21 protein-coding genes and 1 other RNA gene are annotated in these 23,489 nt (G+C 58.4%); 13 read left to right on the top strand and 9 right to left on the bottom strand.

Annotated elements, in window-relative coordinates:
• Positions 1-93 precede the first annotated feature (93 nt).
• From carA to grpE, 5 genes are all read right to left on the bottom strand, one after another.
• Complete coding sequence (gene carA / locus AC4PS6_RS24720; RefSeq protein WP_003194208.1) at positions 94-1,230, bottom strand: glutamine-hydrolyzing carbamoyl-phosphate synthase small subunit; 1,137 nt, start codon at positions 1,228-1,230, stop codon at positions 94-96.
• A 259-nt stretch (positions 1,231-1,489) separates the two neighbouring features.
• Entirely contained in the window at positions 1,490-2,296 is an 807-nt protein-coding gene (gene dapB, locus AC4PS6_RS24715; RefSeq protein WP_014719957.1) for a 4-hydroxy-tetrahydrodipicolinate reductase, read from the bottom strand.
• A gap of 10 nt (positions 2,297-2,306) precedes the next feature.
• On the bottom strand, positions 2,307-3,431 hold the full coding sequence (gene dnaJ / locus AC4PS6_RS24710) for a molecular chaperone DnaJ (protein WP_014719958.1): 1,125 nt from the start codon (positions 3,429-3,431) through the stop codon (positions 2,307-2,309).
• Positions 3,432-3,747: 316 nt separating this feature from the next.
• A complete protein-coding gene (gene dnaK / locus AC4PS6_RS24705) occupies positions 3,748-5,664 on the bottom strand; it encodes a molecular chaperone DnaK (protein WP_014719959.1) in 1,917 nt (638 codons plus the stop codon).
• Positions 5,665-5,766: 102 nt separating this feature from the next.
• Entirely contained in the window at positions 5,767-6,327 is a 561-nt protein-coding gene (gene grpE / locus AC4PS6_RS24700) for a nucleotide exchange factor GrpE (RefSeq protein WP_003194215.1), read from the bottom strand.
• Positions 6,328-6,581: 254 nt separating this feature from the next.
• On the opposite strand from grpE, the gene recN reads away from it, so the two are divergent.
• A complete protein-coding gene (gene recN / locus AC4PS6_RS24695; RefSeq protein WP_492181053.1) occupies positions 6,582-8,255 on the top strand; it encodes a DNA repair protein RecN in 1,674 nt (557 codons plus the stop codon).
• An 85-nt stretch (positions 8,256-8,340) separates the two neighbouring features.
• Here the strand turns inward: recN and fur are convergent, their stop codons facing one another.
• Positions 8,341-8,745, bottom strand: coding sequence for a ferric iron uptake transcriptional regulator (fur, locus tag AC4PS6_RS24690; protein ID WP_003194220.1), 405 nt, complete (start codon positions 8,743-8,745; stop codon positions 8,341-8,343).
• 98 nt (positions 8,746-8,843) lie between these two features.
• Between fur and AC4PS6_RS24685 the strand changes: the two genes are divergently transcribed.
• On the top strand, positions 8,844-9,371 hold the full coding sequence (locus AC4PS6_RS24685) for an outer membrane protein assembly factor BamE (protein ID WP_019817954.1): 528 nt from the start codon (positions 8,844-8,846) through the stop codon (positions 9,369-9,371).
• 306 nt (positions 9,372-9,677) lie between these two features.
• On the opposite strand, the gene AC4PS6_RS24680 is transcribed toward AC4PS6_RS24685, so the two are convergent.
• Together AC4PS6_RS24680 and AC4PS6_RS24675 are read right to left on the bottom strand one after the other, a co-directional pair.
• Positions 9,678-9,980: an RnfH family protein gene (locus AC4PS6_RS24680; RefSeq protein WP_014719961.1), complete on the bottom strand. Its 303-nt coding sequence runs from the start codon at positions 9,978-9,980 to the stop codon at positions 9,678-9,680.
• Positions 9,973-10,407: a type II toxin-antitoxin system RatA family toxin gene (locus AC4PS6_RS24675; protein WP_003194226.1), complete on the bottom strand. Its 435-nt coding sequence runs from the start codon at positions 10,405-10,407 to the stop codon at positions 9,973-9,975. Before AC4PS6_RS24675 ends, AC4PS6_RS24680 begins: the two co-directional genes overlap by 8 nt.
• 167 nt (positions 10,408-10,574) lie before the next feature.
• Here AC4PS6_RS24675 and smpB point away from each other — a divergent pair, with 167 nt between their 5' ends.
• Complete coding sequence (gene smpB / locus AC4PS6_RS24670) at positions 10,575-11,057, top strand: SsrA-binding protein SmpB (RefSeq protein WP_014719962.1); 483 nt, start codon at positions 10,575-10,577, stop codon at positions 11,055-11,057.
• 27 nt (positions 11,058-11,084) lie between these two features.
• On the opposite strand, the gene AC4PS6_RS24665 is transcribed toward smpB, so the two are convergent.
• Positions 11,085-11,852, bottom strand: a complete 768-nt coding sequence (locus AC4PS6_RS24665) for an FCD domain-containing protein (protein WP_014719963.1) — start codon at positions 11,850-11,852, stop codon at positions 11,085-11,087.
• 251 nt (positions 11,853-12,103) lie between these two features.
• On the opposite strand from AC4PS6_RS24665, the gene AC4PS6_RS24660 reads away from it, so the two are divergent.
• The 10 genes from AC4PS6_RS24660 (at position 12,104) to radC (ending at position 23,367) form a co-directional block, all read left to right on the top strand.
• Positions 12,104-13,798: a lactate permease LctP family transporter gene (locus AC4PS6_RS24660; RefSeq protein ID WP_336827024.1), complete on the top strand. Its 1,695-nt coding sequence runs from the start codon at positions 12,104-12,106 to the stop codon at positions 13,796-13,798.
• Between the two features lie 70 nt (positions 13,799-13,868).
• Positions 13,869-16,679 carry an FAD-binding and (Fe-S)-binding domain-containing protein gene (locus tag AC4PS6_RS24655; RefSeq protein WP_336827025.1) on the top strand — a complete coding sequence of 937 codons (2,811 nt, stop codon included), beginning with the start codon at positions 13,869-13,871 and terminating at the stop codon, positions 16,677-16,679.
• 136 nt (positions 16,680-16,815) lie between these two features.
• Entirely contained in the window at positions 16,816-17,094 is a 279-nt protein-coding gene (locus AC4PS6_RS24650; RefSeq protein ID WP_005791519.1) for a PA2433 domain-containing protein, read from the top strand.
• 94 nt (positions 17,095-17,188) lie between these two features.
• Positions 17,189-17,585: a transfer-messenger RNA gene (gene ssrA / locus AC4PS6_RS24645) on the top strand.
• 184 nt (positions 17,586-17,769) lie between these two features.
• A complete protein-coding gene (locus tag AC4PS6_RS24640) occupies positions 17,770-19,026 on the top strand; it encodes an integrase domain-containing protein (protein ID WP_426429122.1) in 1,257 nt (418 codons plus the stop codon).
• A gap of 343 nt (positions 19,027-19,369) precedes the next feature.
• Complete coding sequence (locus tag AC4PS6_RS24635) at positions 19,370-19,699, top strand: hypothetical protein (protein WP_371039673.1); 330 nt, start codon at positions 19,370-19,372, stop codon at positions 19,697-19,699.
• Positions 19,700-19,770: 71 nt separating this feature from the next.
• A complete protein-coding gene (locus tag AC4PS6_RS24630) occupies positions 19,771-20,739 on the top strand; it encodes a DUF932 domain-containing protein (RefSeq protein WP_371039672.1) in 969 nt (322 codons plus the stop codon).
• A 76-nt stretch (positions 20,740-20,815) separates the two neighbouring features.
• The gene (locus tag AC4PS6_RS24625) at positions 20,816-21,820 is read left to right on the top strand and encodes a YqaJ viral recombinase family nuclease (RefSeq protein WP_371039671.1); all 1,005 of its coding nucleotides are present in this window, start codon (positions 20,816-20,818) and stop codon (positions 21,818-21,820) included.
• Between the two features lie 77 nt (positions 21,821-21,897).
• Positions 21,898-22,818, top strand: coding sequence for a recombination directionality factor (locus tag AC4PS6_RS24620; RefSeq protein WP_371039670.1), 921 nt, complete (start codon positions 21,898-21,900; stop codon positions 22,816-22,818).
• 51 nt (positions 22,819-22,869) lie between these two features.
• Entirely contained in the window at positions 22,870-23,367 is a 498-nt protein-coding gene (gene radC / locus AC4PS6_RS24615; protein WP_371039669.1) for a RadC family protein, read from the top strand.
• The last annotated feature ends 122 nt before the right edge of the window (positions 23,368-23,489 follow it).

The raw sequence follows: 23,489 nt of genomic DNA, 5'->3' as shown, positions 1-23,489 counted from the left end.
CAAATCCGCAGGTCAGTCGGCAAGCCGTCTTGAACAATCTTTGAAGAGCCTGCGGGGGCCACCGCAATCCGGGGCCGCCCGCAGGCCACTCAGTCAGCGTCGCTTGGCCATCTCATTGATGAAACGGTCGAACAGCGGCGCTACGTCGTTCGGGCCCGGGCTGGCTTCAGGGTGGCCCTGGAAGCTGAACGCGCTCTTGTCGGTGCGCTCGATGCCTTGCAGGGAGCCGTCGAACAGCGACTTGTGAATGGCGCGCACGTTGCTCGGCAGGGAGGCTTCATCCACCGCAAAACCGTGGTTCTGGCTGGTGATCATCACAACGCCGGTGTCCAGGTCTTGTACTGGGTGGTTGGCACCGTGGTGGCCGTGGCCCATTTTCAGGGTCTTGGCGCCGGAGGCCAAAGCCAGCAACTGGTGGCCAAGGCAGATGCCGAACACCGGAATCTCGGTCTCCAGTACGTCCTTGATGGCCTGGATAGCGTAGTCGCATGGCTCAGGGTCACCCGGGCCGTTGGACAGGAACACACCGTCCGGCTGCATCGCGAGCACATCGCTGGCAGGGGTTTGCGCGGGCACCACGGTCACACGGCAACCGCGCTCGACCAACATGCGCAGGATGTTGTACTTGACGCCGTAGTCATAGGCGACCACGTGGTAAGGCAGATCGGCAGCCTCGATAGTCGCGTGGCTGTCGGTCTTCAGATCCCACACAGTGGAACGCCACTCGTACTTCTCTTTAACGCTGACGACTTTCGCCAGGTCCATGCCCTTCAGGCCAGGGAAACCTTGCGCCGCGGCAATCGCCGCCTCTTCGGAGATATTGTCACCGACCATGATGCAGCCGTTCTGCGAGCCTTTTTCACGCAGGATGCGCGTGAGGCGGCGCGTATCGATACCGGCGATCGCCACAACGTTGTTGGCTTTCAGGTAATCGGACAGCGACATCGTGTTACGCCAGTTGCTCGCAACCAGTGGCAGGTCACGAATTACCAGGCCCGCCGACCAGACACGATCAGACTCGACATCTTCCGGCGTAGTGCCGGTGTTGCCGATGTGCGGATAGGTCAGGGTAACGATCTGTTGGGCGTAGGAAGGATCGGTAAGGATTTCCTGATAGCCGGTCATGGCAGTGTTAAACACCACCTCTCCAACGGTCTGACCGTCGGCTCCAATGGCTTCGCCGCGAAAAATGCTGCCATCAGCAAGGGCGAGTATGGCTGGCTTAGTCAAGAAGACCTCCCGTAAATAAAGCCTGAAAGGGCGATCGCAGGTTGTAAAAAAGCGGAGTGACGTATGGACACGTCACCCCGCTTCTTCACTGAATTATTCTGCGCGCTTTTAGTGGACACACTAAAGCTGTAGCTTACAGAAAAAGGCTTTTTTGGTCCACCGCTAATGAGCCTTAAAGGCAGGGGAATGCGACAGGACGTCGCCTAGCGGGTAAAAACGGGGCCACAGGATAATCCTGAGCCCCCGTTTTAGCTACTGGTTAGTGCAAATCCAGCACGTCACGCATGTCGTACAGGCCCGGCTCGCGGCCGTCCAACCAAAGCGCAGCACGCACCGCGCCCTTGGCGAAAGTCATGCGGCTGGAGGCTTTGTGCGTGATCTCCAGGCGCTCGCCTTCGGTGGCGAACAGCACGGTGTGATCGCCAACCACATCACCACCGCGCACGGTTGCAAAACCGATGGTGTCGCGTGCGCGCTCCCCTGTGTGGCCTTCACGCCCGTATACCGCCACTTTCGACAAATCGCGGCCCAGCGCATCGGCAATAGCTTCACCCATGCGCAACGCAGTGCCCGACGGGGCGTCGATCTTGTGACGGTGATGAGTCTCGATAATCTCGATATCAGCCTCATCACCCAGCACGCGCGCCGCCAGGTCCAGCAATTTCAGCGACAGGTTTACGCCCACGCTGAAATTGGCAGCGAAGACGATCGGAATATCCTTGCCCGCCTCCACCAGCAACTGTTTCTGCTCGGCGCTCAAACCGGTGGTACCAATCACCATGGCCTTGCCCGCCTTACGGCAGAAGGCCAGATTTTTCAGCATCACTTCCGGCAGGGTGAAGTCGATCAGCACGTCGAACTCGTCAGCCACCTGCTCAAGGTTGCCAGACAACGAAACACCGATGCGGCCCAATGAGGCCAACTCACCTGCGTCCGCGCCGATCAAAGTACTGCCTGGGCGAACAATCGCCGCCGTCAGCCCGGAGGCCGGCGAGCGTTGCTGCACCGCCTCGACCAGCGTCTTGCCCATGCGCCCGGCAGCGCCCATTACGGCTATACGTCGCATATTCAGATCCTTACAGGTCGCCGAAGAAGCGTTTTACACCGTCGAAGAAGCCCGTAGTCTTCGGCGAGTGGGAGTCATCGCCTTCCAGCGAGCTGCGGAACTCTTCCAGCAGTTCACGCTGACGACGATTCAGGTTCACCGGGGTTTCCACCGCCACACGGCACATCAGGTCGCCAGCACCGCCACCGCGCACGGGCGCAACGCCTTTGCCACGAATGCGGAACTGCTTGCCGGTTTGAGTCCCCTCGGGAATCTTGAGCTTGACCCGACCATCCAGCGTCGGAATCTCCAGCTCGCCACCCAGGGCCGCATCAACAAAGCTGATCGGCACTTCGCAGAACAAGTGCTTGCCGTCACGCTGGAAGATCGAGTGCTCGCGCACATTGATCACCACGTACAGGTCGCCCGTAGGGCCACCCTGGGCACCCGCCTCGCCTTCGCCCGACAGTCGAATACGATCACCGGTATCCACACCCGCCGGCACTTTCACCGACAGCGTCTTGTACTCTTCGACGCGGCCTTCGCCGTGGCAGGAGTCGCACGGATCGGAAATGATCTTGCCCTGGCCATGGCAACGCGGGCAGGTTTGCTGCACCGAGAAGAAGCCCTGCTGCATGCGTACCTGCCCGATACCGCCGCAGGTCGGGCACGTGATCGGCGAGGAGCCTTTCTTCGCACCCGAGCCGTCGCACGGCTTGCAGTTGACCAGCGTCGGCACACGGATATTGACACTGGTGCCGCGCACGGCTTCTTCCAGGTTCAGCTCCAGGGTGTAACGCAGGTCGCTGCCGCGCTGAGGGCCGCCACGCTGACCGCCACGGCCGCCGCCGAAGAAGTCGCTGAATACGTCGCCGAAAATATCGGAGAAGTTCTGGCCACCAAAACCGGCACCGCCGCCGCCCATGCTCGGGTCGACGCCAGCATGGCCATACTGGTCGTAGGCCGCACGCTTATTGGGATCACACAGGCATTCGTAGGCCTCGTTGGCCTCTTTGAACATCTCTTCGGATTCTTTGTTATCCGGATTACGGTCCGGGTGGTGCTTCATCGCCAGGCGACGGTAGGCTTTTTTCAGCTCCGCCTCGCTGGCGCCACGCTCCACACCCAATACTTCGTAATAGTCACGCTTTGCCATAAGTCTTTGCACTCTTAAGGACGTTCGACCTGGCCCTCCTGAACCCTGCCAAACTCGTTGAGCCCCAATACAGGCCCGGACCCAACTCACGTCAATTCAACGATCCTGGTCATTACTGTTTTCAGCCAGGGAGCCGGCCAAAAACGCGGTGACTGTCATTCGGAAAGCAGGAGCATTCCCGTTCACACCGCCAGCATCCGAGCGTTGTCGCATGCTGTAAAAATTCGCATACCCCAGACACGCCAACGCGGGAGCAAGCTCCCGCGCGGCGACATCCTACCAGTCACCGCTTGTGCGCGGTCAACCGGGCGACAACTTACTTGTTGTCTTTAACTTCTTCGAACTCAGCATCGACAACATCGTCGTGCTTGGCTTCAGGCTCTGCTTGTTGCGCAGCGCCGTCAGCCGGCTGGCCTTGCTCGGCGTACATTTTCTGAGCAACTGGCGCGGAGACTTTCGACAGCTCCTCAACCTTGGCTTCGATGGCAGCCTTGTCGTCGCCTTTAATGGCAGCTTCCAGCGCAACCACTGCCGCTTCGATTGCGGTTTTCTCTTCGTCGGTCACTTTGTCGCCAGCATCAGCGATCATTTTGCGCGTCGAGTGAACCAGCGCGTCACCCTGGTTACGGGCGCCTGCCAACTCTTCGAACTTCTTGTCGGCTTCAGCATTGGTTTCAGCATCACGGATCATCTGTTGAATTTCTTCATCAGACAGGCCGGAGTTGGCCTTGATGGTGATCTTCTGCTCTTTGCCGGTGGCCTTGTCTTTCGCGCCGACGTGCAGGATGCCGTTGGCGTCGATGTCGAAGGTCACTTCGATTTGTGGCACGCCACGTGGTGCTGGTGGAATCTCAGCCAGGTCGAACTTGCCCAGGGACTTGTTCTGTGCAGCTTGCTTACGCTCGCCCTGCAGCACGTGGATAGTCACGGCGCCCTGGTTGTCATCGGCAGTCGAGAACACCTGGGATTTCTTGGTAGGAATCGTGGTGTTTTTCTCGATCAGCGCAGTCATCACGCCACCCATGGTTTCGATACCCAGGGTCAGCGGGCTTACGTCCAGCAGCAGCACGTCTTTCACATCACCGGCCAGTACCGCACCCTGGATGGCAGCACCCATGGCAACGGCTTCGTCCGGGTTCACGTCTTTACGGGCTTCTTTGCCGAAGAACTCGGTAACCAGCTTCTGAACCAGTGGCATACGGGTCTGACCGCCCACCAGGATCACGTCGTTGATCGAGCCAACGTCGATACCGGAGTCTTTCAGCGCGATGCGGCAAGGCTCGATGGTGCGCTGAACCAGGTCTTCAACCAGCGCTTCGAGCTTGGAACGCGAGATCTTCACGTTCAAGTGCTTAGGACCGGTAGCGTCTGCAGTGATGTACGGCAGGTTCACGTCAGTCGACTGAGCGGAAGACAGTTCGATCTTGGCTTTTTCAGCGGCTTCTTTCAGGCGCTGCATGGCCAGCGGGTCACCCTTGAGGTTCATGCCGCTTTCTTTCTTGAATTCGTCAACGAGGTAGTCGATCAGACGAATGTCAAAGTCTTCACCACCCAGGAAGGTGTCACCGTTGGTGGCCAACACTTCGAACTGGTGCTCGCCGTCAACTTCTGCGATCTCGATCACGGAGACGTCGAACGTACCGCCACCCAGGTCGTAAACGATCACGGTGTGGTCGCCCTTGGCCTTGTCCATACCGTAAGCCAGCGCGGCTGCGGTTGGTTCGTTGATGATACGTTTTACATCCAGGCCCGCGATGCGGCCGGCGTCTTTGGTAGCCTGGCGCTGGCTGTCGTTGAAGTAGGCCGGAACGGTGATCACCGCTTCAGTCACCGCTTCACCGAGGTAGTCTTCGGCGGTCTTCTTCATCTTTTTCAAGATTTCAGCCGAGATTTGCGGCGGCGACATTTTCTGGCCGTTCACTTCAACCCAGGCGTCACCGTTGTCGGCCTTGGCGATTTTGTAAGGCACCATCTTGATGTCTTTCTGTACGACTTCTTCGTCGAACTTACGACCAATCAGACGCTTTACCGCGTACAGGGTGTTGTGCGGGTTGGTCACCGCCTGACGCTTGGCCGATTGACCGACGAGGATTTCACCGTCGTTGGCGTAAGCGATGATCGACGGAGTGGTACGTGCGCCTTCGGCGTTTTCAATAACTTTTGCAACCCCGTTTTCCAGCACGGAGACGCAGGAGTTGGTGGTCCCCAGGTCGATACCGATAATTTTGCCCATGATTTACTCTCCCGAAACTTGAATTTGGTTGCCGCAGCAGTTTTGGCTAACTGCGGTAGCACTTAAACGCTTGACTTATAAATGGGGGCCTTGCGGCGAATTTCAAGCCTGCTCATCAATAGAAGGTGCAACGGGTGCAGGAGCCTTGCTCACCACCACCATTGCCGGACGCATCAGGCGACCGTTGAGCTGGTAACCCTTCTGGAACACCTTGATCACGCTATTAGGTTCCAGGTCATGGCTTTCTTGCATGGCCATGGCTTGGTGATGTTCAGCATTGAACGGCTCGCCGGCTTGCGGATCGATAGCTTCCAACTGATAACGCTTCAGGGTGTCCTGGAACATTTTCAGGGTCAGCTCGATGCCTTCGCGCATTGGGCGGATGTTTTCATCGTCCGGGTTGGACAACTCTAGACCACGCTCCAGGCTGTCGATGATCGGCAGCAGGTCACCGGCGAATTTTTCCAGCGCGAACTTGTGAGCCTTCTCTACATCCTGCTCGGCACGGCGGCGGACGTTCTGCAGATCGGCGGCAACACGCAACGATTGATCCTGCGCAGCGGCCAATTGCTCTTCGAGCACTTGCACACGTGTCGCCAGTTCATCACCGGCAGCCGAATTGGCGTCTGGAGTTTGCGTATCCTGCGTCTGTTCGTCAGCCATAGATTTCTCCTTTCAAAATCATGCGCGAACTCAACTCGCGCTTCTGCTCCGGTATATGGGGCCACAATTTTCAGGTTCAAGGGCGCAGGCGTTACCAAAAGTCTTTCGATTGACCTGGATCATTTCCTTCACGCTCATTCCACATCGCGCTAAAAAAATTAACGACTCAAGCAAATCGAGCTAAGTGCCAGGATTGTCAGGCCCAAACAAAACACTGTATAAATAACCAGACCTAAAGCCTGGGAGCGGCCGTCATGCTCGTGCACCTGTCTGTACATAACTACGCCATCGTTGAACATCTGGATCTTGAACTGGATCGCGGGATGAGCGTAATCACAGGCGAAACCGGCGCCGGCAAGTCGATCATGCTCGACGCCCTCGGCCTGACGCTTGGCGACCGCGCCGACAGTGGCGTGATACGCCCTGGCTCCGACAAGGCCGACATCCTGGCCACCTTCGACCTGGCGGACATCCCCGAAGCCGAGGCATGGCTGGCCGAGCGCGACCTTAATAATGAAGGCCCCTGCATTCTGCGCCGGGTGATCACCGCCGAGGGGCGCTCGCGCGGCTATATCAACGGCACGCCTTGCCCACTGGGCGACTTGAAAGCCCTGGGCGAATTGCTGATCGATATCCACAGTCAGCACGAACACCAATCCCTGTTGAAAACCGATACCCACCGTCGCCTGCTCGATGAGTACGCCGGCGCCACCGATCTTTCCCGGCAAGTTCAACTGGCCGCCCAACGCTGGCGCCAGACACGCCAGGAACTGGAACGCCTCTCCAACTCCGGCGACGAACAACGCGCCCGCCACCAGTTGCTCAGCTATCAACTGGAAGAGCTCGAGAGTCTGGGCCTGGGTGAGACAGAGCTGGAGCAACTTGAGCAGGAACACAAGAACCTGACCAACGCCGAGACCCTGCTGGGTATCTGCCGCCAGGTCGTCGAGCAATGTAGTGAGAGCGACTCCGGCAATGTCCTTAATGCACTGACCGCCAGCCTCAACCGCCTGTCCAGCGTGAACAATGCTTCCGGCTCACTGAGCGAAGCGACCACCCTGTTGACCAGCGCGCAGATCCAGGTTGAAGAGGCCGTGGGCGAACTCAATCGTTTCCTGGACCATTTCGACGCCGACCCAGCTCGCCTGCAGGAAATAGAAGAACGCCTGGACACTATTTATACACTGGCTCGCAAGCATCGAATCCAGCCGACAGAAGTCGCAACCATGCAGCAGAAACTGCTGGATGAAATCGAAACACTCAACGCGAACGACGAATCTATCGAACGACTGGGCGAAGAGCTCGCTTCGTTTGCCCGTCATTATCAGGAAAAAGCCCGGGAGCTGAGCGCTCTGCGCCAGCAGGCAGCTACTAGCCTGGCAAGCGCCGTTGAGCTGGAAATCCAACGCCTGGGCATGCCAGGCGGGCGCTTCACCATCGAGCTGCATCCCAACGCCAGTCAAGAATTGCAGCCCCATGGGCTGGAGCACGTCGAACTGCTGGTGAGTGCCAACCCCGGCCAACCGCTCAAGGCCCTGGCCAAAGTGGCCTCCGGCGGCGAACTCTCGCGGATCAGCCTGGCGATCCAAGTGATTACCGCCCAGACCTCACGGGTACCCACCCTGGTATTCGATGAAGTGGATGTGGGCATTGGCGGGCCGACCGCAGAAATTGTTGGCCAATTGCTGCGTCGCCTGGGGGATCGCGGCCAGGTGCTTACGGTGACCCACTTGCCGCAAGTGGCAGCCCAAGGGCATCAGCACCTGTTTGTGCATAAGGTGCGCGGCAGTGACGCGACACACACCGCCGTCTCCAAGCTGAACAAGTCGGAACGGGTGGAGGAAGTGGCGCGGATGCTCGGCGGTATCGACTTGACCAAGGAGTCCTTGGCTCACGCGAAAAAAATGGTGGTGGCCGCGAAGGCCTGAAGCGATATTTTCCACTCTATAGAAAGCACGAAGGCGACCCGAGGGTCGCCTTCAATCGTTTCGCAAAGCAAAACTGCGTCGATTTTTACTTTTTCTTACGGATGTACAACACGAGATTATGGTCGACCAAATCGAACCCATGCTCTTCAGCAATCTTGTGCTGCAGCGCTTCGATTTCAGGGCTGGTGAACTCGATAACCTCATTGGTATCCAGATCAACCATGTGGTCATGGTGACCACCGTCAGCCAATTCAAACACCGCATGACCGCCGTCGAAATTATGACGAACCACCAGCCCTGCGGCTTCAAACTGGGTCAGTACACGGTAGACCGTGGCCAGGCCGACGTCCTCGTTAGACTCCATCAGCGCCTTGTAAACATCTTCGGCACTCATGTGACGCTGCTCAGCAGAATCGAGCATTTGTAGAATCTTGACTCGTGGCAGAGTCACTTTGAGACCGGCTTTGCGTAGTTCGCTATTTTCAACCATGGTTAGCTTTCTCGCGGATGCTGCTTCGCAGCTTCTCTTAATACGGGTATGATCGGCGTTTACGTTGTCCCAGCCAAGATAGTGGAAGTCGCCCACCGATGCAAAACACCAAGCTCTTGCTAACCAGTTTCACCTTTGTGGGACTGCTCGCACTCGCCGGTTGTTCATTCCCCGGGGTTTACAAAATCGACATCCAGCAGGGCAATGTCGTCACGCAGGACATGATAGACCAGTTACGCCCGGGAATGACCCGACGGCAAGTACGGTTTATCATGGGTAATCCCCTGCTGACCGACACTTTCCATGCCGATCGCTGGGATTATCTCTACAGCCTGCAGCCTGGTGGCGGTGAACGCCAGCAGGAGCGCGTCAGTGTCATCTTCAATGGCAATGACCAGCTCGTGAGCCTGTCCGGCGACTTCATGCCCGGCGTAAGCCGCGATGAAGCCTTGCTGGGCAAGGACAGCGGCACCAACGTGACCGCACCTGCGCAGGAAGCTGAAAAACCAAAATCCGAGGTACCGGCCAAGCCTGGTTCGTTGCTGGACACCATCCAGAAAGACATCGACAACGTGGAAACCGTGCCCGTCCCGACGCCTGAGCCTCTGGACACCAGCCCGCAATAATTTTGCGCTCGATAAAAAGCCCGGCATGCCGGGCTTTTTGTTGCCTGCCATTTACATAGGCATCTCTACATAACCTTGGTGCGACGCTGAACCTGTGGGAGCTGGCTTGCCTGCGAAAGCGATCTGACAGTCAACCAGGATCCTGGATCAGATCGAGAACATACCCGTTATCGGGACCGCCCCTTCCACATTTGGATCGCGGGTATCAGGTAGATATGCGCCGGCTATCAGGGCGTCATCGCAGGCAAGCCAGCTCCCACAGTTGGATCGCGGCGCTCCAGATAGCTAGGCTGCCATTTGGCAAGCTCAAGAATTCGTTTGCCTGGCCAATGCCGCCTTAGCCGCGCGCAACCTGCGCACCTCTTTAGGGTCGGCCAGCAAAGGCCGGTAGATCTCAATACGGTCGCCCGCTTGCACGCAACGCGCCCCGGCATCCACGACAACCTTGCCAAATATACCCAGCGGGCAATCAGCCAGATCAACGTCAGGAAAATGCGCCGCTATTCCCGACGCCCGCACCGCCTCGCGCAAACTAGTGCCTTCAGCCACCTTTACCCCCAGCAACACCTGGCGATCCTCAGCGGCGAACACCACCTCAATCTCAACCATGCAGTTGCTTGGCGCGCTGACAGAACGCGTCCACCAGGGTATTGGCTGCCTGATTGAACAAAGGCCCCAACGTCGCACGAACAATCGGCCCGGCATAATCAAACGAAAGATCCAGGCTGATCTTGCAGGCCTTGTCCGTCAGCGCCTTGAACACCCACACACCGTGCAGTTGGGTGAACGGCCCTTCCTGCAGGTTCATTTCGATGGACTGACCCGGCACCAGCACATTACGCGTCACAAAATGCTGGCTGAGGCCGCCTTTGGCCACCCCCACGCTGGCAACCATGTGCTCGTCACTGCTCTCCAGAACCTCGGCCGTCGAGCACCAAGGCAGAAACTCCGGGTAACGCGCCACGTCGTTGACCAGGTCATAGAGCGCCTGCGCCGGGTAGGGCAACAGGGCCGAACGTTGAATATGCGTCGTCATGTGAGCGTTACTTCCACTGCTTAAGGCAAACATCGCGAAAGAACAGCCCAATCCGCGAGAGAAAAAAACCAAAGAACTGCCCGCATTGTCCGGGATTCGTCCAACTCGCTCAAGCACACAGGTTGACCGTAGCCGACACGCTCGCAACTCCCTATAATGCCGCCCCTATGGCTAAACAAAAGAAACACCCCACAGGGACCATCGCGCAAAATAAAAAAGCGCGACACGATTACTTCATCGAACATCGGTTCGAGGCTGGTCTGGTCCTGGCCGGCTGGGAAGTAAAAAGTCTGCGTGCCAGCAAACTGCAGCTGGTCGACAGTTATGTGCTGCTCAAGGATGGCGAGGCATGGCTGCTTGGCAGTCATATCACTCCGCTGACCACCGCGAGCACCCACGTGATTGCCGACCCGGTGCGTACGCGCAAGTTGTTGCTCAATGCCCGCGAGCTCGAAAAACTCGCCGCAGCCGTGCAGCAAAAAGGCTACGCGTGTGTCTGCTTGTCCTGGTACTGGAGCAAGCACCTGGTCAAATGCGAGATCGCATTGGGCAAGGGCAAGAAGGAATACGACAAGCGCGACACCGAACGCGAGCGCGATTCCAATCGCGAGCTGCATCGCGCCGTGCGCAACAAAGGCAAGGAAGAGTAATCCTTGTGACGGTGTAGCCCACGCGGGCTACATCCCTTTGCGCCGCTCCGCCCGAGCCACGCGTTGAACCTCCTGACGCACCTCCTCCAACACCTCCTGCACATACAGCAGATGCCGTGTCGAGACTTCGCGCGCCTGCTCGGCCCGCCCCTCGATGATGGCCAGGTACAAGTCCCGATGCTGATTGATCAGCATGTCGCGGGTCTCAGTACGCTGCTGGTACATGCCACCAATATTCGTCACCACGTTACGCTTGAGCAGGTCGAACAGCCCGCGAATGGTGTGCAGCAACACGGCGTTATGACTGGCTTCGGCAATCGCCAAGTGAAACCTTGCATCCGCAGCACCCTCCTCCACTCGGCTCACTTCGTCGGCGCGCGCATAGCAATCCTGCAACGCCTCAAACGCTGCGGTCAGCCGTTCACGGTCAACCTCCGTGGCGCGTAACGCCGCGTAATAAGCACACGAAGCCTCAAGGGTCTGGCGAAACTCCAGCAGATCGCGCTGCGCTTCGGGATTGCTTTCCAACAAGTGCAACAGCGGATCGCTGAAGGTCGAACCCAGGGAGTCCACCACATAGTTGCCACCGCCCTGACGACTGACCAACAACCCCTTGGCCGCCAGTTTCTGAATCGCCTCACGCAACGACGGGCGCGACACACCAAAGCGCTCGGCTAACGCGCGCTCGGCCGGCAAGCGCTCGCCCGACTTCAGCGTGCCCTCGAGAATCATCCCCTCAAGCTGCTCGACAATATCGTCAGACAAACGGCGCTGACGCACCTGATCAAACCCCATAACTCACTCTCCACCATCCCGACCACTCGCCGGGGCCCCTATTCTGGCCTATCGACGTGCCGGCAGCACCTATCAGAACGCCTTCAATTTCGCCGATCAGAACACCCCGCCTACCGACTTACGACCAAAGTTTCGCAGGCGGCAAATTGACACACCCCTGCTCCGGCTCTTAATCTAGCCCACAGCGACTGTAAATTGGTATTACCAATTAACCAAGCTCACCAAACAACAACAATCAGGGGCCACCCCATATGCAAACCTGGCAACAGCTTTACAGCCCACTCGGCAGCCTCGGCCTGTCCGCACTGGCCGCCGTCATTCCTATCGTATTCTTCTTCCTGGCGCTGGCCGTGTTCCGCCTCAAAGGCCATGTAGCCGGCAGCATCACCCTGGCCCTGTCGATCCTGGTCGCCATTTTCGCCTTCCAGATGCCCGTAGACATGGCACTGGCTGCGGCCGGTTATGGTTTTGCCTACGGCCTGTGGCCCATCGCCTGGATCATCGTCGCGGCTGTATTCCTGTACAAATTGACGGTCAAGAGCGGCCAGTTCGAAATCATCCGCAGCTCCGTTTTGTCGATCACCGACGACCAGCGCTTGCAGGTGTTGCTGATCGGTTTTTGCTTTGGTGCCTTCCTGGAAGGTGCGGCCGGTTTTGGCGCGCCCGTGGCGATCACCGCCGCGCTGCTGGTAGGCCTGGGTTTCAACCCGCTGTACGCCGCCGGCCTGTGCCTGATCGCCAATACCGCGCCTGTGGCCTTCGGCGCATTAGGCATTCCGATCATTGTCGCAGGCCAGGTCACCGGTATTGATGCGTTCAAGATTGGCGCCATGACCGGCCGCCAACTGCCGTTGCTGTCGTTGTTCGTGCCGTTCTGGCTGGTGTTCATGATGGACGGCCTGCGCGGCGTTCGCGAAACCTGGCCGGCAGCCTTGGTGGCGGGCTTGAGCTTTGCCGTCACCCAATATTTCACCTCGAACTTCATTGGCCCAGAGCTGCCGGACATCACCTCGGCACTCGCCAGCCTGATTGCCCTGACGCTGTTCCTGAAAGTCTGGCAACCCAAGCGCACCGCAGGCGCACAAATTGCCGGCGCCACCTCCAGCGTAGCGGTCACTTCCAGCGCCGGCGGCTTCGGCTTGCCACGCAACACCGTGGTTTCGCCCTACAGCCTGGGGCAAATTTTCAAGGCATGGTCGCCGTTCCTGATCCTCACCGTACTGGTGACCATCTGGACTCTCAAACCCTTCAAGGCCCTGTTCGCCGCGGGCGGCCCGATGTACGGCTGGGTGTTCAATTTCGCGATCCCGCACCTGGATCAACTGGTGGTTAAAGTCGCGCCCATCGTGACCAACCCCACCGCCATCCCGGCCGTCTTCAAGCTGGACCCGATATCTGCCACCGGCACTGCAATCTTCTTCTCGGCACTGGTCTCCATGCTGGTGTTGAAAATCGACGTCAAAACTGGTCTTACCACTTTAAAAGAAACCTTCTTTGAGCTGCGCTGGCCGATCCTGTCCATCGGCATGGTGCTGGCATTCGCCTTCGTCACCAACTACTCCGGCATGTCCTCGACCATGGCCCTGGTTCTGGCTGGCACCGGTGCTGCCTTCCCGTTCTTCTCTCCATTCCTTGGCTGGCTGGGAGTTTTCCTGACAGGCTCCGATACCTCATCCAACGCCCTGTTCAGCTCACTGCAAGCCACTACCGCGCACCAGATCGGCGTCAACGACACCCTGCTGGTAGCCGCGAACACCAGCGGTGGCGTGACCGGCAAAATGATCTCGCCGCAATCAATCGCCGTGGCCTGCGCCGCCACCGGCCTGGTGGGCAAGGAATCCGACCTGTTCCGCTTTACCCTCAAGCACAGCCTGTTTTTTGCCACCATCGTCGGGCTGATCACCTTGGCGCAGGCGTACTGGTTCACCGGTATGCTGGTGCACTGAGGCCTGCACGTAATAGGGTAAGAATCGACGCCGGGGCATCCTTCCGGCGTCTGCTATTTCTGGAGGACCGATGAGCCTGCCTGCTGCTTTCCTGAGCGACGTCGCACAACTGATCCCGCAAGATCGTCGCTTCGACGATCCGCTTTCCACCCTCGCCTTCGGCACCGACGCCAGCTTCTACCGACTGATTCCACAGCTGGTGATCCGTGTGGAGTCAGAAGACGAAGTGGCAACCCTGCTGCAACTGGCCCAGCGCGACCGCGTGCCGGTGACCTTCCGTGCCGCAGGCACCAGCCTCTCGGGCCAGGCCATCAGCGACTCGGTGCTGATCGTGCTGGGTGATAACTGGAACCACCGCGAAATTCGCGGGCAAGGCACCCAGATACGCCTGCAACCGGGTGTGATCGGCGCCCAGGCCAACGCCTGGCTCGCACCGTTCGGGCGCAAGATCGGGCCGGACCCAGCGTCCATCAATGCTTGCAAGATCGGCGGTATCGTCGCCAACAACGCCAGTGGCATGTGCTGCGGCACGGCGCAAAACACCTACCACACCCTGGCGGGCATCCGCCTGGTACTGGCCGATGGCAGCCGCCTGGACACCGAAGATGCCACCAGCGTGCAAGCCTTCCGCCAGTCACATAGCGCACTGCTTGAACGCCTGGCCCTGTTGGGTCGCGAAACACGGGCAAATACTGAGCTGGCGGCAAAAATCCGCCACAAATACCGCCTGAAAAACACCACCGGCCTATCACTCAATGCCTTGGTGGATTTCGATGACCCCCTGGATATCCTCAGCCACCTGCTGGTCGGCTCCGAGGGCACCCTGGGGTTTATCAGTGCGATCACCTACGACACCGTGATCGATCACCCAAACAAAGCTTCGGCGCTGATCATCTTCCCGGATGTCGAAACCTGCTGCAACGCAGTCACCGTGCTGAAAACCCAGCCAGTCTCTGCCGTTGAACTGCTGGACCGACGCAGCATGCGTTCGGTGCAGGACAAACCGGGCATGCCCGCTTTCGTACAGCACCTATCGGAAAACGCCTGCGCACTGCTGATCGAATCCCGCGCCGCTTCGTCATCACTGCTGCACGAACAACTGACGCGCATCATGGCGTCCCTGGCGGCGTTTCCCGTGGAGCAACAAGTCGACTTCACCGAAGACCCACTGGAAAACGCGCGCCTGTGGGCCATCCGCAAAGACACCTTCCCGGCCGTAGGTGCCGTGCGCAAAACCGGCACCACCGTGATCATCGAAGACGTGACCTTCCCGGTCGAACAACTGGCGATTGGCGTGAACCGCTTGATCGCACTGTTCGACAAACATCACTACGACGAAGCCATCCTTTTCGGACACGCCCTGGAAGGCAATCTGCACTTTGTGTTCACTCAAGGCTTCAACAGCAGCGAAGAAGTCGCACGCTATCAAGCGTTCATGGACGACGTCGCGCAACTGGTGGCCGTGGAGTTCGGTGGCTCGCTGAAGGCTGAACACGGCACCGGCCGCAATATGGCCCCTTTCGTCGAACTGGAATGGGGCAGCGACGCTTATCAACTGATGTGGCAGCTCAAGCGCCTGCTCGACCCCAATGGCATCCTCAACCCCGACGTGGTGCTCAGCGAAGACCCGCAGATCCACCTCAAACACCTCAAGCCGTTGCCCGCCGCTGATGAGCTTGTGGATAAGTGCATCGAGTGTGGCTTCTGTGAGCCGGTGTGCCCGTCAAAAGGCCTGACCCTGAGCCCGCGCCAGCGCATCGTGATCTGGCGCGACATCCAGGCAAAAAAACGCGCAGGCGTGGACACTACCGAACTGGAAGCGGCCTACCACTATCAGGGCATCGACACCTGCGCCGCCACCGGCTTATGCGCGCAACGTTGCCCTGTAGGCATCAATACCGGCGACCTGGTGAAAAAGCTGCGCAGCCGCGAAGCCGACCGTACGAAAACCGCCGACTGGCTCGCCAGCCATTTCGCCACCGCGCTGCAAGGTGCGCGCTTTACCCTGCACGTCGCCAACGGTGCGCGCATGCTGCTGGGGGCTCCACGGCTGGCCAAGCTCTCGAGCACGCTGACCAAGCTGACCAAAGGGCAAATTCCGCAGTGGACCAACGCCATGCCACAGCCCGAAAAAGCCATCCGCTTCAGCCCGGCAGTGACGGACGCGCGCCCACGCGTGGTTTACCTGGCCGCCTGCGTCTCCCGCGCCATGGGCCCGGCAGTCGGCGATAAAGAGCAAATGTCGCTGTACGACAAAACCCGCCAACTGCTGGAAAAAGCCGGCTACCAGGTAGTCTTCCCCGACAACCAGGACAGCCTCTGCTGCGGCCAGCCCTTCGCCTCCAAAGGCTACGCCGAGCAAGCCGAACACAAGCGCCAGGAACTGATCGGCGCCCTGCTCCACGCCAGCCGCGGCGGCCTCGACCCGATCTACTGCGACACCAGCCCCTGCACCCTACGCCTGGTGCAAGAGTTGGGAGAAACGCGCCTGGACCTTTACGACCCCGTGCGCTTTATCCGCACCCACCTGATGGACCGCCTCGACTTCACACCCCAGGAAGCGCCCATCGCCGTGCACGTCACCTGCAGCACCCAACACCTGGGCGAGAGCCAGGCACTGATCGAACTCGCACGACGCTGCGCCAAAACCGTGGTGATTCCCGAAGGCATTCATTGCTGCGGCTTTGCCGGCGACAAAGGCTTCACCACCCCGGAACTCAACGCCCACTCCCTGCGCTCACTCAAGGACGCCGTGCAACATTGCAGCGAAGGCATCTCCACCAGCCGCACCTGCGAGATCGGCCTGAGCCAGCATGGCGGCATCGACTACCACGGCCTGGTCTACCTGGTAGACCGCGTCACCCGCCCCCGCGCCCACTGACCCGGCAAAAAAACCGAACCCTCGCGCACCAGCGCAGTCATCTGCATAGGCCTCGACAAACGAAGCCCATCAGTGATGTCGCTGGCAGCGGTTGCACGCCAGCAGCGTCGAGCCCTTTTGCGCAAGGAGACACCCTATGAAGCGTTCCGCTCTTGCTGGCTTGTTCATGACCGCTGCGATGCTCGCCTCCCCCGCTTTCGCCGCCGGTGACAAAGACCTGTGCCAGATCAACCTGGACAAAATCAACAACGGCAAAGCCCTGCTCGCCACCGACACCAGCGGTAAAAGTGGCGAAATAGACACCGCCGTCTCCCAGGCCAAGGCCGCCCACGCCGCAGGTGATGACAAGAAGTGCATCGAAATCACCTCCAAGGCCCTGCAAGACCTGCAGAACAGCGAGAAAGGCGGCCAGTAAGCGAGAGGGCCAACCTTCGGGTTGGCCTTCGCTGACGTTTTGGCGTACACTGCACAGGCTTGTCACTCACTAAGAAACAACGAGTTACAAGCACGGGGCCGTTTAGGATTCGACGCCGGTCGCGAAACTTTAGGTGCATGCCGAGTTGGTAACAGAACTCGTAAATCCACTGTTGCAACTTCTTATAGTTGCCAATGACGAAAACTACGGCCAGGAATTCGCTCTCGCTGCGTAAGCAGCCTTAGCCCTGAGCTTCTGGTACCTTCGGGTCCAGCAATCACCAGGGGATGTCTGTAAACCCAAAGTGATTGTCATATAGAACAGAATCGCCGTGCAGTACGTTGTGGACGAAGCGGCTAAAACTTACACAACTCGCCCAAAGCACCCTGCCCTTCGGGTCGCTGAGGGTTAACTTAATAGAAACGGCTACGCATGTAGTACCGACAGCGGAGTACTGGCGGACGGGGGTTCAAATCCCCCCGGCTCCACCAAATTCACATCTAAAGACGTCCACGGACGTCTTTTTTTGTGCCTGAAAGCCAGTAAATACAAGGCTTTCAACGCCATCGGCGTCCACGGACGTCCATGAGCAGCTACGCCTTTTGGCATTCCAAATGGCATTCCAAGCCCGTAGGTGCTAATTTTTGGAATGCCGAAATCAAGTCTGGAATGCCAATGTGCGCACAAGCTACCCGCCTCTCTGAACTCAAAATTAAATCTGCCAAGCCGGCTGAAAAGGACTACGTCCTATTCGATGGCGGCGGCCTTCAAATGCGAGTGAGAAGCAATGGCTCAAAACTGTGGAACTTCAACTATCGACACCCTGTGACGAAGAAGCGCATCAACATGGGACTAGGAACCTTCCCTGAAGTCTCGCTAGCGCAAGCACGCAAGCGTTCAGTTGAAGCGAGGGAAGCACTTGCCCACGGCATCGACCCTAAAGAGAAACGGGATGCTGTGCTGCAAGCTAAACAAGCTGCGACTGAGCACACATTCCAGAATGTGGCGACGTCCTGGTATGAGCTTAAGAAAGATGCTGTGACACCAGCCTATGCTGAGGACATCTGGCGCTCGCTAACGTTGCACGTATTCCCGGACTTGGGCTCCACACCGATCTCAGCCATCAGCGCACCTCAAGTCATCAACCTGCTCCGGCCACTCGAAACCAAGGGCAGCCTTGAAACCGTGAAGCGGCTGACGCAGCGGCTCAACGAGATCATGACCTACGGGGTCAACTCGGGACTGATTCACGCGAACCCACTCAGCGGTATCCGCTCCGTCTTCAAGAAACCGAAAAAGAAAAACATGGCGGCACTACCCCCCGATGAGCTGAAAGAACTCATGGTGGCAATCGCCAATGCCAGCATAAAAAGGACAACCCGCTGCCTGATCGAGTGGCAGCTCCACACCATGACACGGCCAGTAGAGGCAGCAACCACCCGCTGGGCAGATATCGACATCGAGAAGAAGGTCTGGACGATTCCTGCGGAGCGCATGAAAAAGCGCCGCGCGCACATTGTCCCGCTCACGGTGCAGGCTCTTGCACTCCTAGAAGCGATAAAACCCTACAGTGGACATCGGGAATTTGTGTTCCCTGCAGACCGAAACCCTCGTACCCACTGCAACAGCCAAACCGCCAACATGGCGTTAAAGCGCATGGGTTTCGAAGGGCGCTTGGTAAGCCATGGCATGCGCTCTATGGCGAGCACCATCCTCAACGAGCACGGCTGGGATCCTGAATTGATCGAGGTTGCGCTTGCCCACGTCGATAAAGACGAGGTACGTAGCGCGTACAACCGAGCAGATTACATAGAACGCAGACGCCCTCTTATGGCGTGGTGGAGCAATCACATTCAGGAAGCTGGTACAGGCAATCTGTCGGTGTCAGCTATCAGAGAAAATCAAGATAAAAAAGTCGTCTCGATACGTTGACCCAACGTCAGCTCCTCGCCCAAAGCGGGCTACGGACATGATGCTACCTCACAGGGTTGCCGATGGTGACCCATTTGCTGTGGTTCACTTGGATCAGTTTTCGTTCATCAGGACCGCCAGCGTCCCAGTTCTTCATAATTTCATTATCGACCTTCCTCGCCCTCTCAAAGCCTGAGGGACCAATACCCGGTTACGTCTACAGCGCTAGATTAATCGACATTGGATCCAAAAATATTTCAAACCTATATCACCTCAATGAACGCCCCGCAGTATCGACTGCTGCAGAGGGATTTGGCGTGCCAGCTTCTACCTCGGCACGCTCATCACTTGAGAGGATCTGCACATGTATACCCCTTGCCCAAGCTGTAACTCTGGACGCGTCATCACTAAAAATATCGGTAAACAAACAGGCGGCTTGATTGGTGCTGCAGGTGGTGCGGCCAGTGGAGCCGCTGGCGCCCTATCGGGTGCTGAAGTCGGTGCAGTGCTTGGTGTAGTCGGCGGGCCGGTAGGGATTGCCATTGGTGGTATTGCTGGAGCTCTTCTCGGTGGACTGTTTGGCGGAGTGGCAGGCGGGATAGCCGGGGCCACGCTGGGTGAGCAGATCGATGACAAGGTGCTTCACAACTACCAATGCCTGGGGTGCGGTTACAGCTTCAGCGTCAACCACTAAGCCGTCGTGAACACGCGTCGGCGGTTGATGAATCGACGCTCACTCCCATTCATTCGCAAGGAATCATTCCTATGGCTCATCTCATTGAAACCATGGCCTACGCCGGCGCTACTCCTTGGCATGGTCTGGGCAATCAACTACCCCGTAAACAGCCTATCGAGGTGTGGCAACGTGAAGCCGGCATGGACTGGCAAATCCAGGAAAGTACGGTGCACTTCAAGTCGGATACTGTCGGTCACCTTGGCACTATTCACTCTTTCCCCGAACAGAAAGTCCTCTACCGCTCCGACACCAAAGCACCGCTGTCGGTGGTCTCCCAGCGCTACCACACTGTGCAGCCGCGTGAAGTGCTGGAGTTTTATCGCGACCTCACTGAAGCCTCCGGCTACGAGTTAGAAACGGCCGGCGTGCTCAAGGGTGGGCGCAAGTTCTGGGCACTGGCACGTACCGGGCAAAATGCAGAACTGAAGGGCAACGACCAGGTCAACGGCTACCTACTGCTGGCCACCTCCTGTGACGGCACCCTGGCCACCACGGCAACGCCCACCACCGTGCGCGTGGTGTGCAACAACACCCTGACCATCGCCTTGGATGGCAGCAGCCGCGCCATCAAGGTGCCACACAACACTCGCTTTGACCCGAAGACGGTAAAGAGGCAACTGGGCATCGCCGTCTCTGGCTGGGACGAGTTTATGTACCGCATGAAGGCTTTGGCTGAGCGCAAGGTGCAGTGGCATGAGGCGCTGAGCTTCTTCCTGAACGTGATGTGTGAGACCAGCCCGAGCGGTGCTCTGCCAGAGCAGTTGCCCAACGAGCGCGCCCTACGCAAGGTCCAGGAACTGTACGAGGGCCGTGGTCGCGGCAGTCAACTGGACTCGGCACGCGGCACCGCCTGGGGCCTGCTCAATGCCGTGACCGAATATGTCGACCACGAGCGCCGCGCACGCAGCAACGAGTACCGCCTGGACTCGGCCTGGTTTGGTCAGGGCGCACAGCTCAAGCAACGCGCCCTGGATGCCGCTCTGCAACTCGCCGCCTAACGCTCACTCACATCAACCCTTGCGCCCGATCAGCCTTGTGCTGGTCGGGCGTTTTTTATACCGGCAGGTGAATACGATGAAAGCAACGTCATTGAATGGCAGCACCCGCAAGACGCGCCCCGCCCTGCGCCTGGTCAACACCAAGGAGCTGCCCCGCGAGGACTGGCTGCAGATCCGCAGGCAAGGCATCGGCAGCTCGGACGCCGCCGCTGCAGTGGGTCTGAATCCTTACAAGTCGCAGCTGGAACTATGGCTGGAGAAAACTGGCCGCGATGCCAGCATGCCCAAAGCCGATCCTCAGGATGAAGAAAGCCCGCTGTACTGGGGCAATGTGCTGGAGCCCATCGTGGCCTGGCACTACAGCAAGCGCAGCCAAAACAAGGTTCGGCGGATCAACGCGGTGCTGCAGCATCCTGATCCAGAACTGCCCTGGATGCTCGCCAATATCGACCGCGAGGTGATCGGTGCTCCAGAGGTGCAAATCCTCGAATGCAAAACAGCGGGCATAAACGGAGTACGCCTCTGGAAAGAGGGCGTGCCCGAGTATGTGCAATTGCAAGTCATGCACCAGCTCGCCGTCACTGGCAAGCAGGCCGCTGATGTGGCGGTCCTGCTCGGTGGTCAGCACCTGGAAATCCATCGCATCACCCGCGACGAGGCACTGATTGCGCGGCTGATTGACCTAGAACGGCTGTTCTGGGATTACGTCGTCAGTGACACCCCGCCACCGGCCGACGGCACAGCGTCTGCGGAAGCGGCATTACGCTGCCTCTACCCCGAGGATAACGGACAGACCCTGGATTTCAGCCACCACACGGAGCTGGCCAGCACCTTTCTGGAACTCAAGTCTGTTCGCCAAACCATTGCCCAGCAGGAGACACGTGAAGCGCAGCTCAAGCAGGTTCTGCAGCAGGCCATGGGGGAAGCCACTCGTGCAGAGTTTGCCGAGGGCTATATCAGTTGGAGGAAGTCTAAAGACAGCATTGGCCTGGATGTCGAGCAGATGCTCAAAGACAAACCCTACCTACAAGCCCGCTACTCCAAAGCCAAAGCAGGCAGTCGTCGCTTCCTGATCGGTTGAAACAGCCTGCTCACCCTAGCCACCCGGACCGCTCACGTCCCGGTGGCTTTTTTATTTTCAGATCAAGGAGTACCGCCATGCTCAAAGGTTTAGCCATTACACCGCCAGTGCTCGGGCGCATTTCCATCGGCAAGGTCGTCGAGAAAAACGGCAAGCGCCTACCCGAGAAAGACGATCAGTTCACCATCACCTCGCAAGTCCAGAGCCGTGACGGCTGGTTACTGCATCCCCTCAATGAGGAACTGCGCAATGGCCAGGATGGCAAGCTGCGCAGCATTCCGATCCGATTGCTGTTCAACGAACCGGACCTCAACTTTCGCGCGGACTACAGCCTGTTCGACCGTACCACCGGCAGACCGTTGTGCGTCGGCAACGGTGAAACGTGTAAGCGTTTGACCAAGGACGGCATCCAGTCGCTGCCCTGCCCTTCACCCGATGGCTGCCCACTGGCCCAAGGCAATGCCTGCAAGCCATACGGTCGGCTGAATGTGGTGATTGGCGATGACGACCCCCTGGGCAGTTTTGTCTTCCGCACCACTGGATTCAACAGCATCCGCACCCTGGCTGCGCGCCTGCATTACCTGCAAGCCATCTCGGGCAATCGCCTGGCCTGTCTGCCACTGGAGCTGCGTCTGCGTGGTAAATCCACCCGCCAGAGCCATGGCACGCCGATCTTCTACGTGGATATCACAGTGCGCAGCGGCCTAAGCCTAGAAGACGCCTTGCGCGCCGCCAAGCAACTAGAGGAAACCCGGCAAGCTGCGGGCTTTGACCAGAACACCTTGGATCGCGCGGCCCGACAGGGTTTTAGCAATGGCGCCTTTGAAGACAGCGAGGAGGACACCGGCGCCATCGTCGAGGAATTCTTCCCCAGCATTGAAGACCAGCCCAGCCCTGGAGAGTCCCAAGCCCAACCGGCAACACCTGGAAAACCCTCACTGGCTCAGAAGCTAGAGTCCCAAGCCTCCCGGCACCACGGCAGGCCCTCAATCCAGTAACGCCCCTCTCGACTTCCTTCCGCTCGCACGCATTCACACAGGAATACTCGTATGAAATACCACAAGCTCAAGGCCGGTGAAACAACCGGCACCTATGTCATGGACTCACCTGTCACCGAGGCTGATATCCTGCAAATGGCCCAACAACTGGCAATGAGCCGACTCTCCAAAGGCCGGGCATTGACCGATCCAAAGCAGGTCTTCAGTCACCTACAAACACTGCTGCAATATCATGAGCACGAAGTCTTTGCGTTGCTGTTGCTTGATACCAGGCATCGGGTGATTGCCTTCAGAGAGCTGTTTCGAGGCACATTGGATGGAGCCAGCGTTTACCCACGGGAAGTGGTCAAGATCGCCCTGGAGAACAATGCAGCGGCCGTAATACTGGTCCACAATCATCCCTCCGGTGACCCAGAGCCCAGCCAGGCTGATCGTACACTGACCACCACCCTCAAGAACGCCCTTAATATGATCGGTACCCGGATATTGGATCATGTCATCGTGGGCTATGAGGGCTGTATCTCCTTGGCCGAGCGGGGTTATCTGTAATCGAAAAGTTATTCATGCCATCCGATGGACTGCCCTTGGCCAATGCCAGGGCGGTCTCGGGGGCGGTCCCTTTACTTATTTTTTGTCATGATCGAATGAGCGAACGGGGTGGACGCCCGCAT

This window comes from Pseudomonas sp. DW-iso17 (genome assembly GCF_058725345.1).
This window is presented reverse-complemented; position numbering and strand designations above follow the sequence as displayed.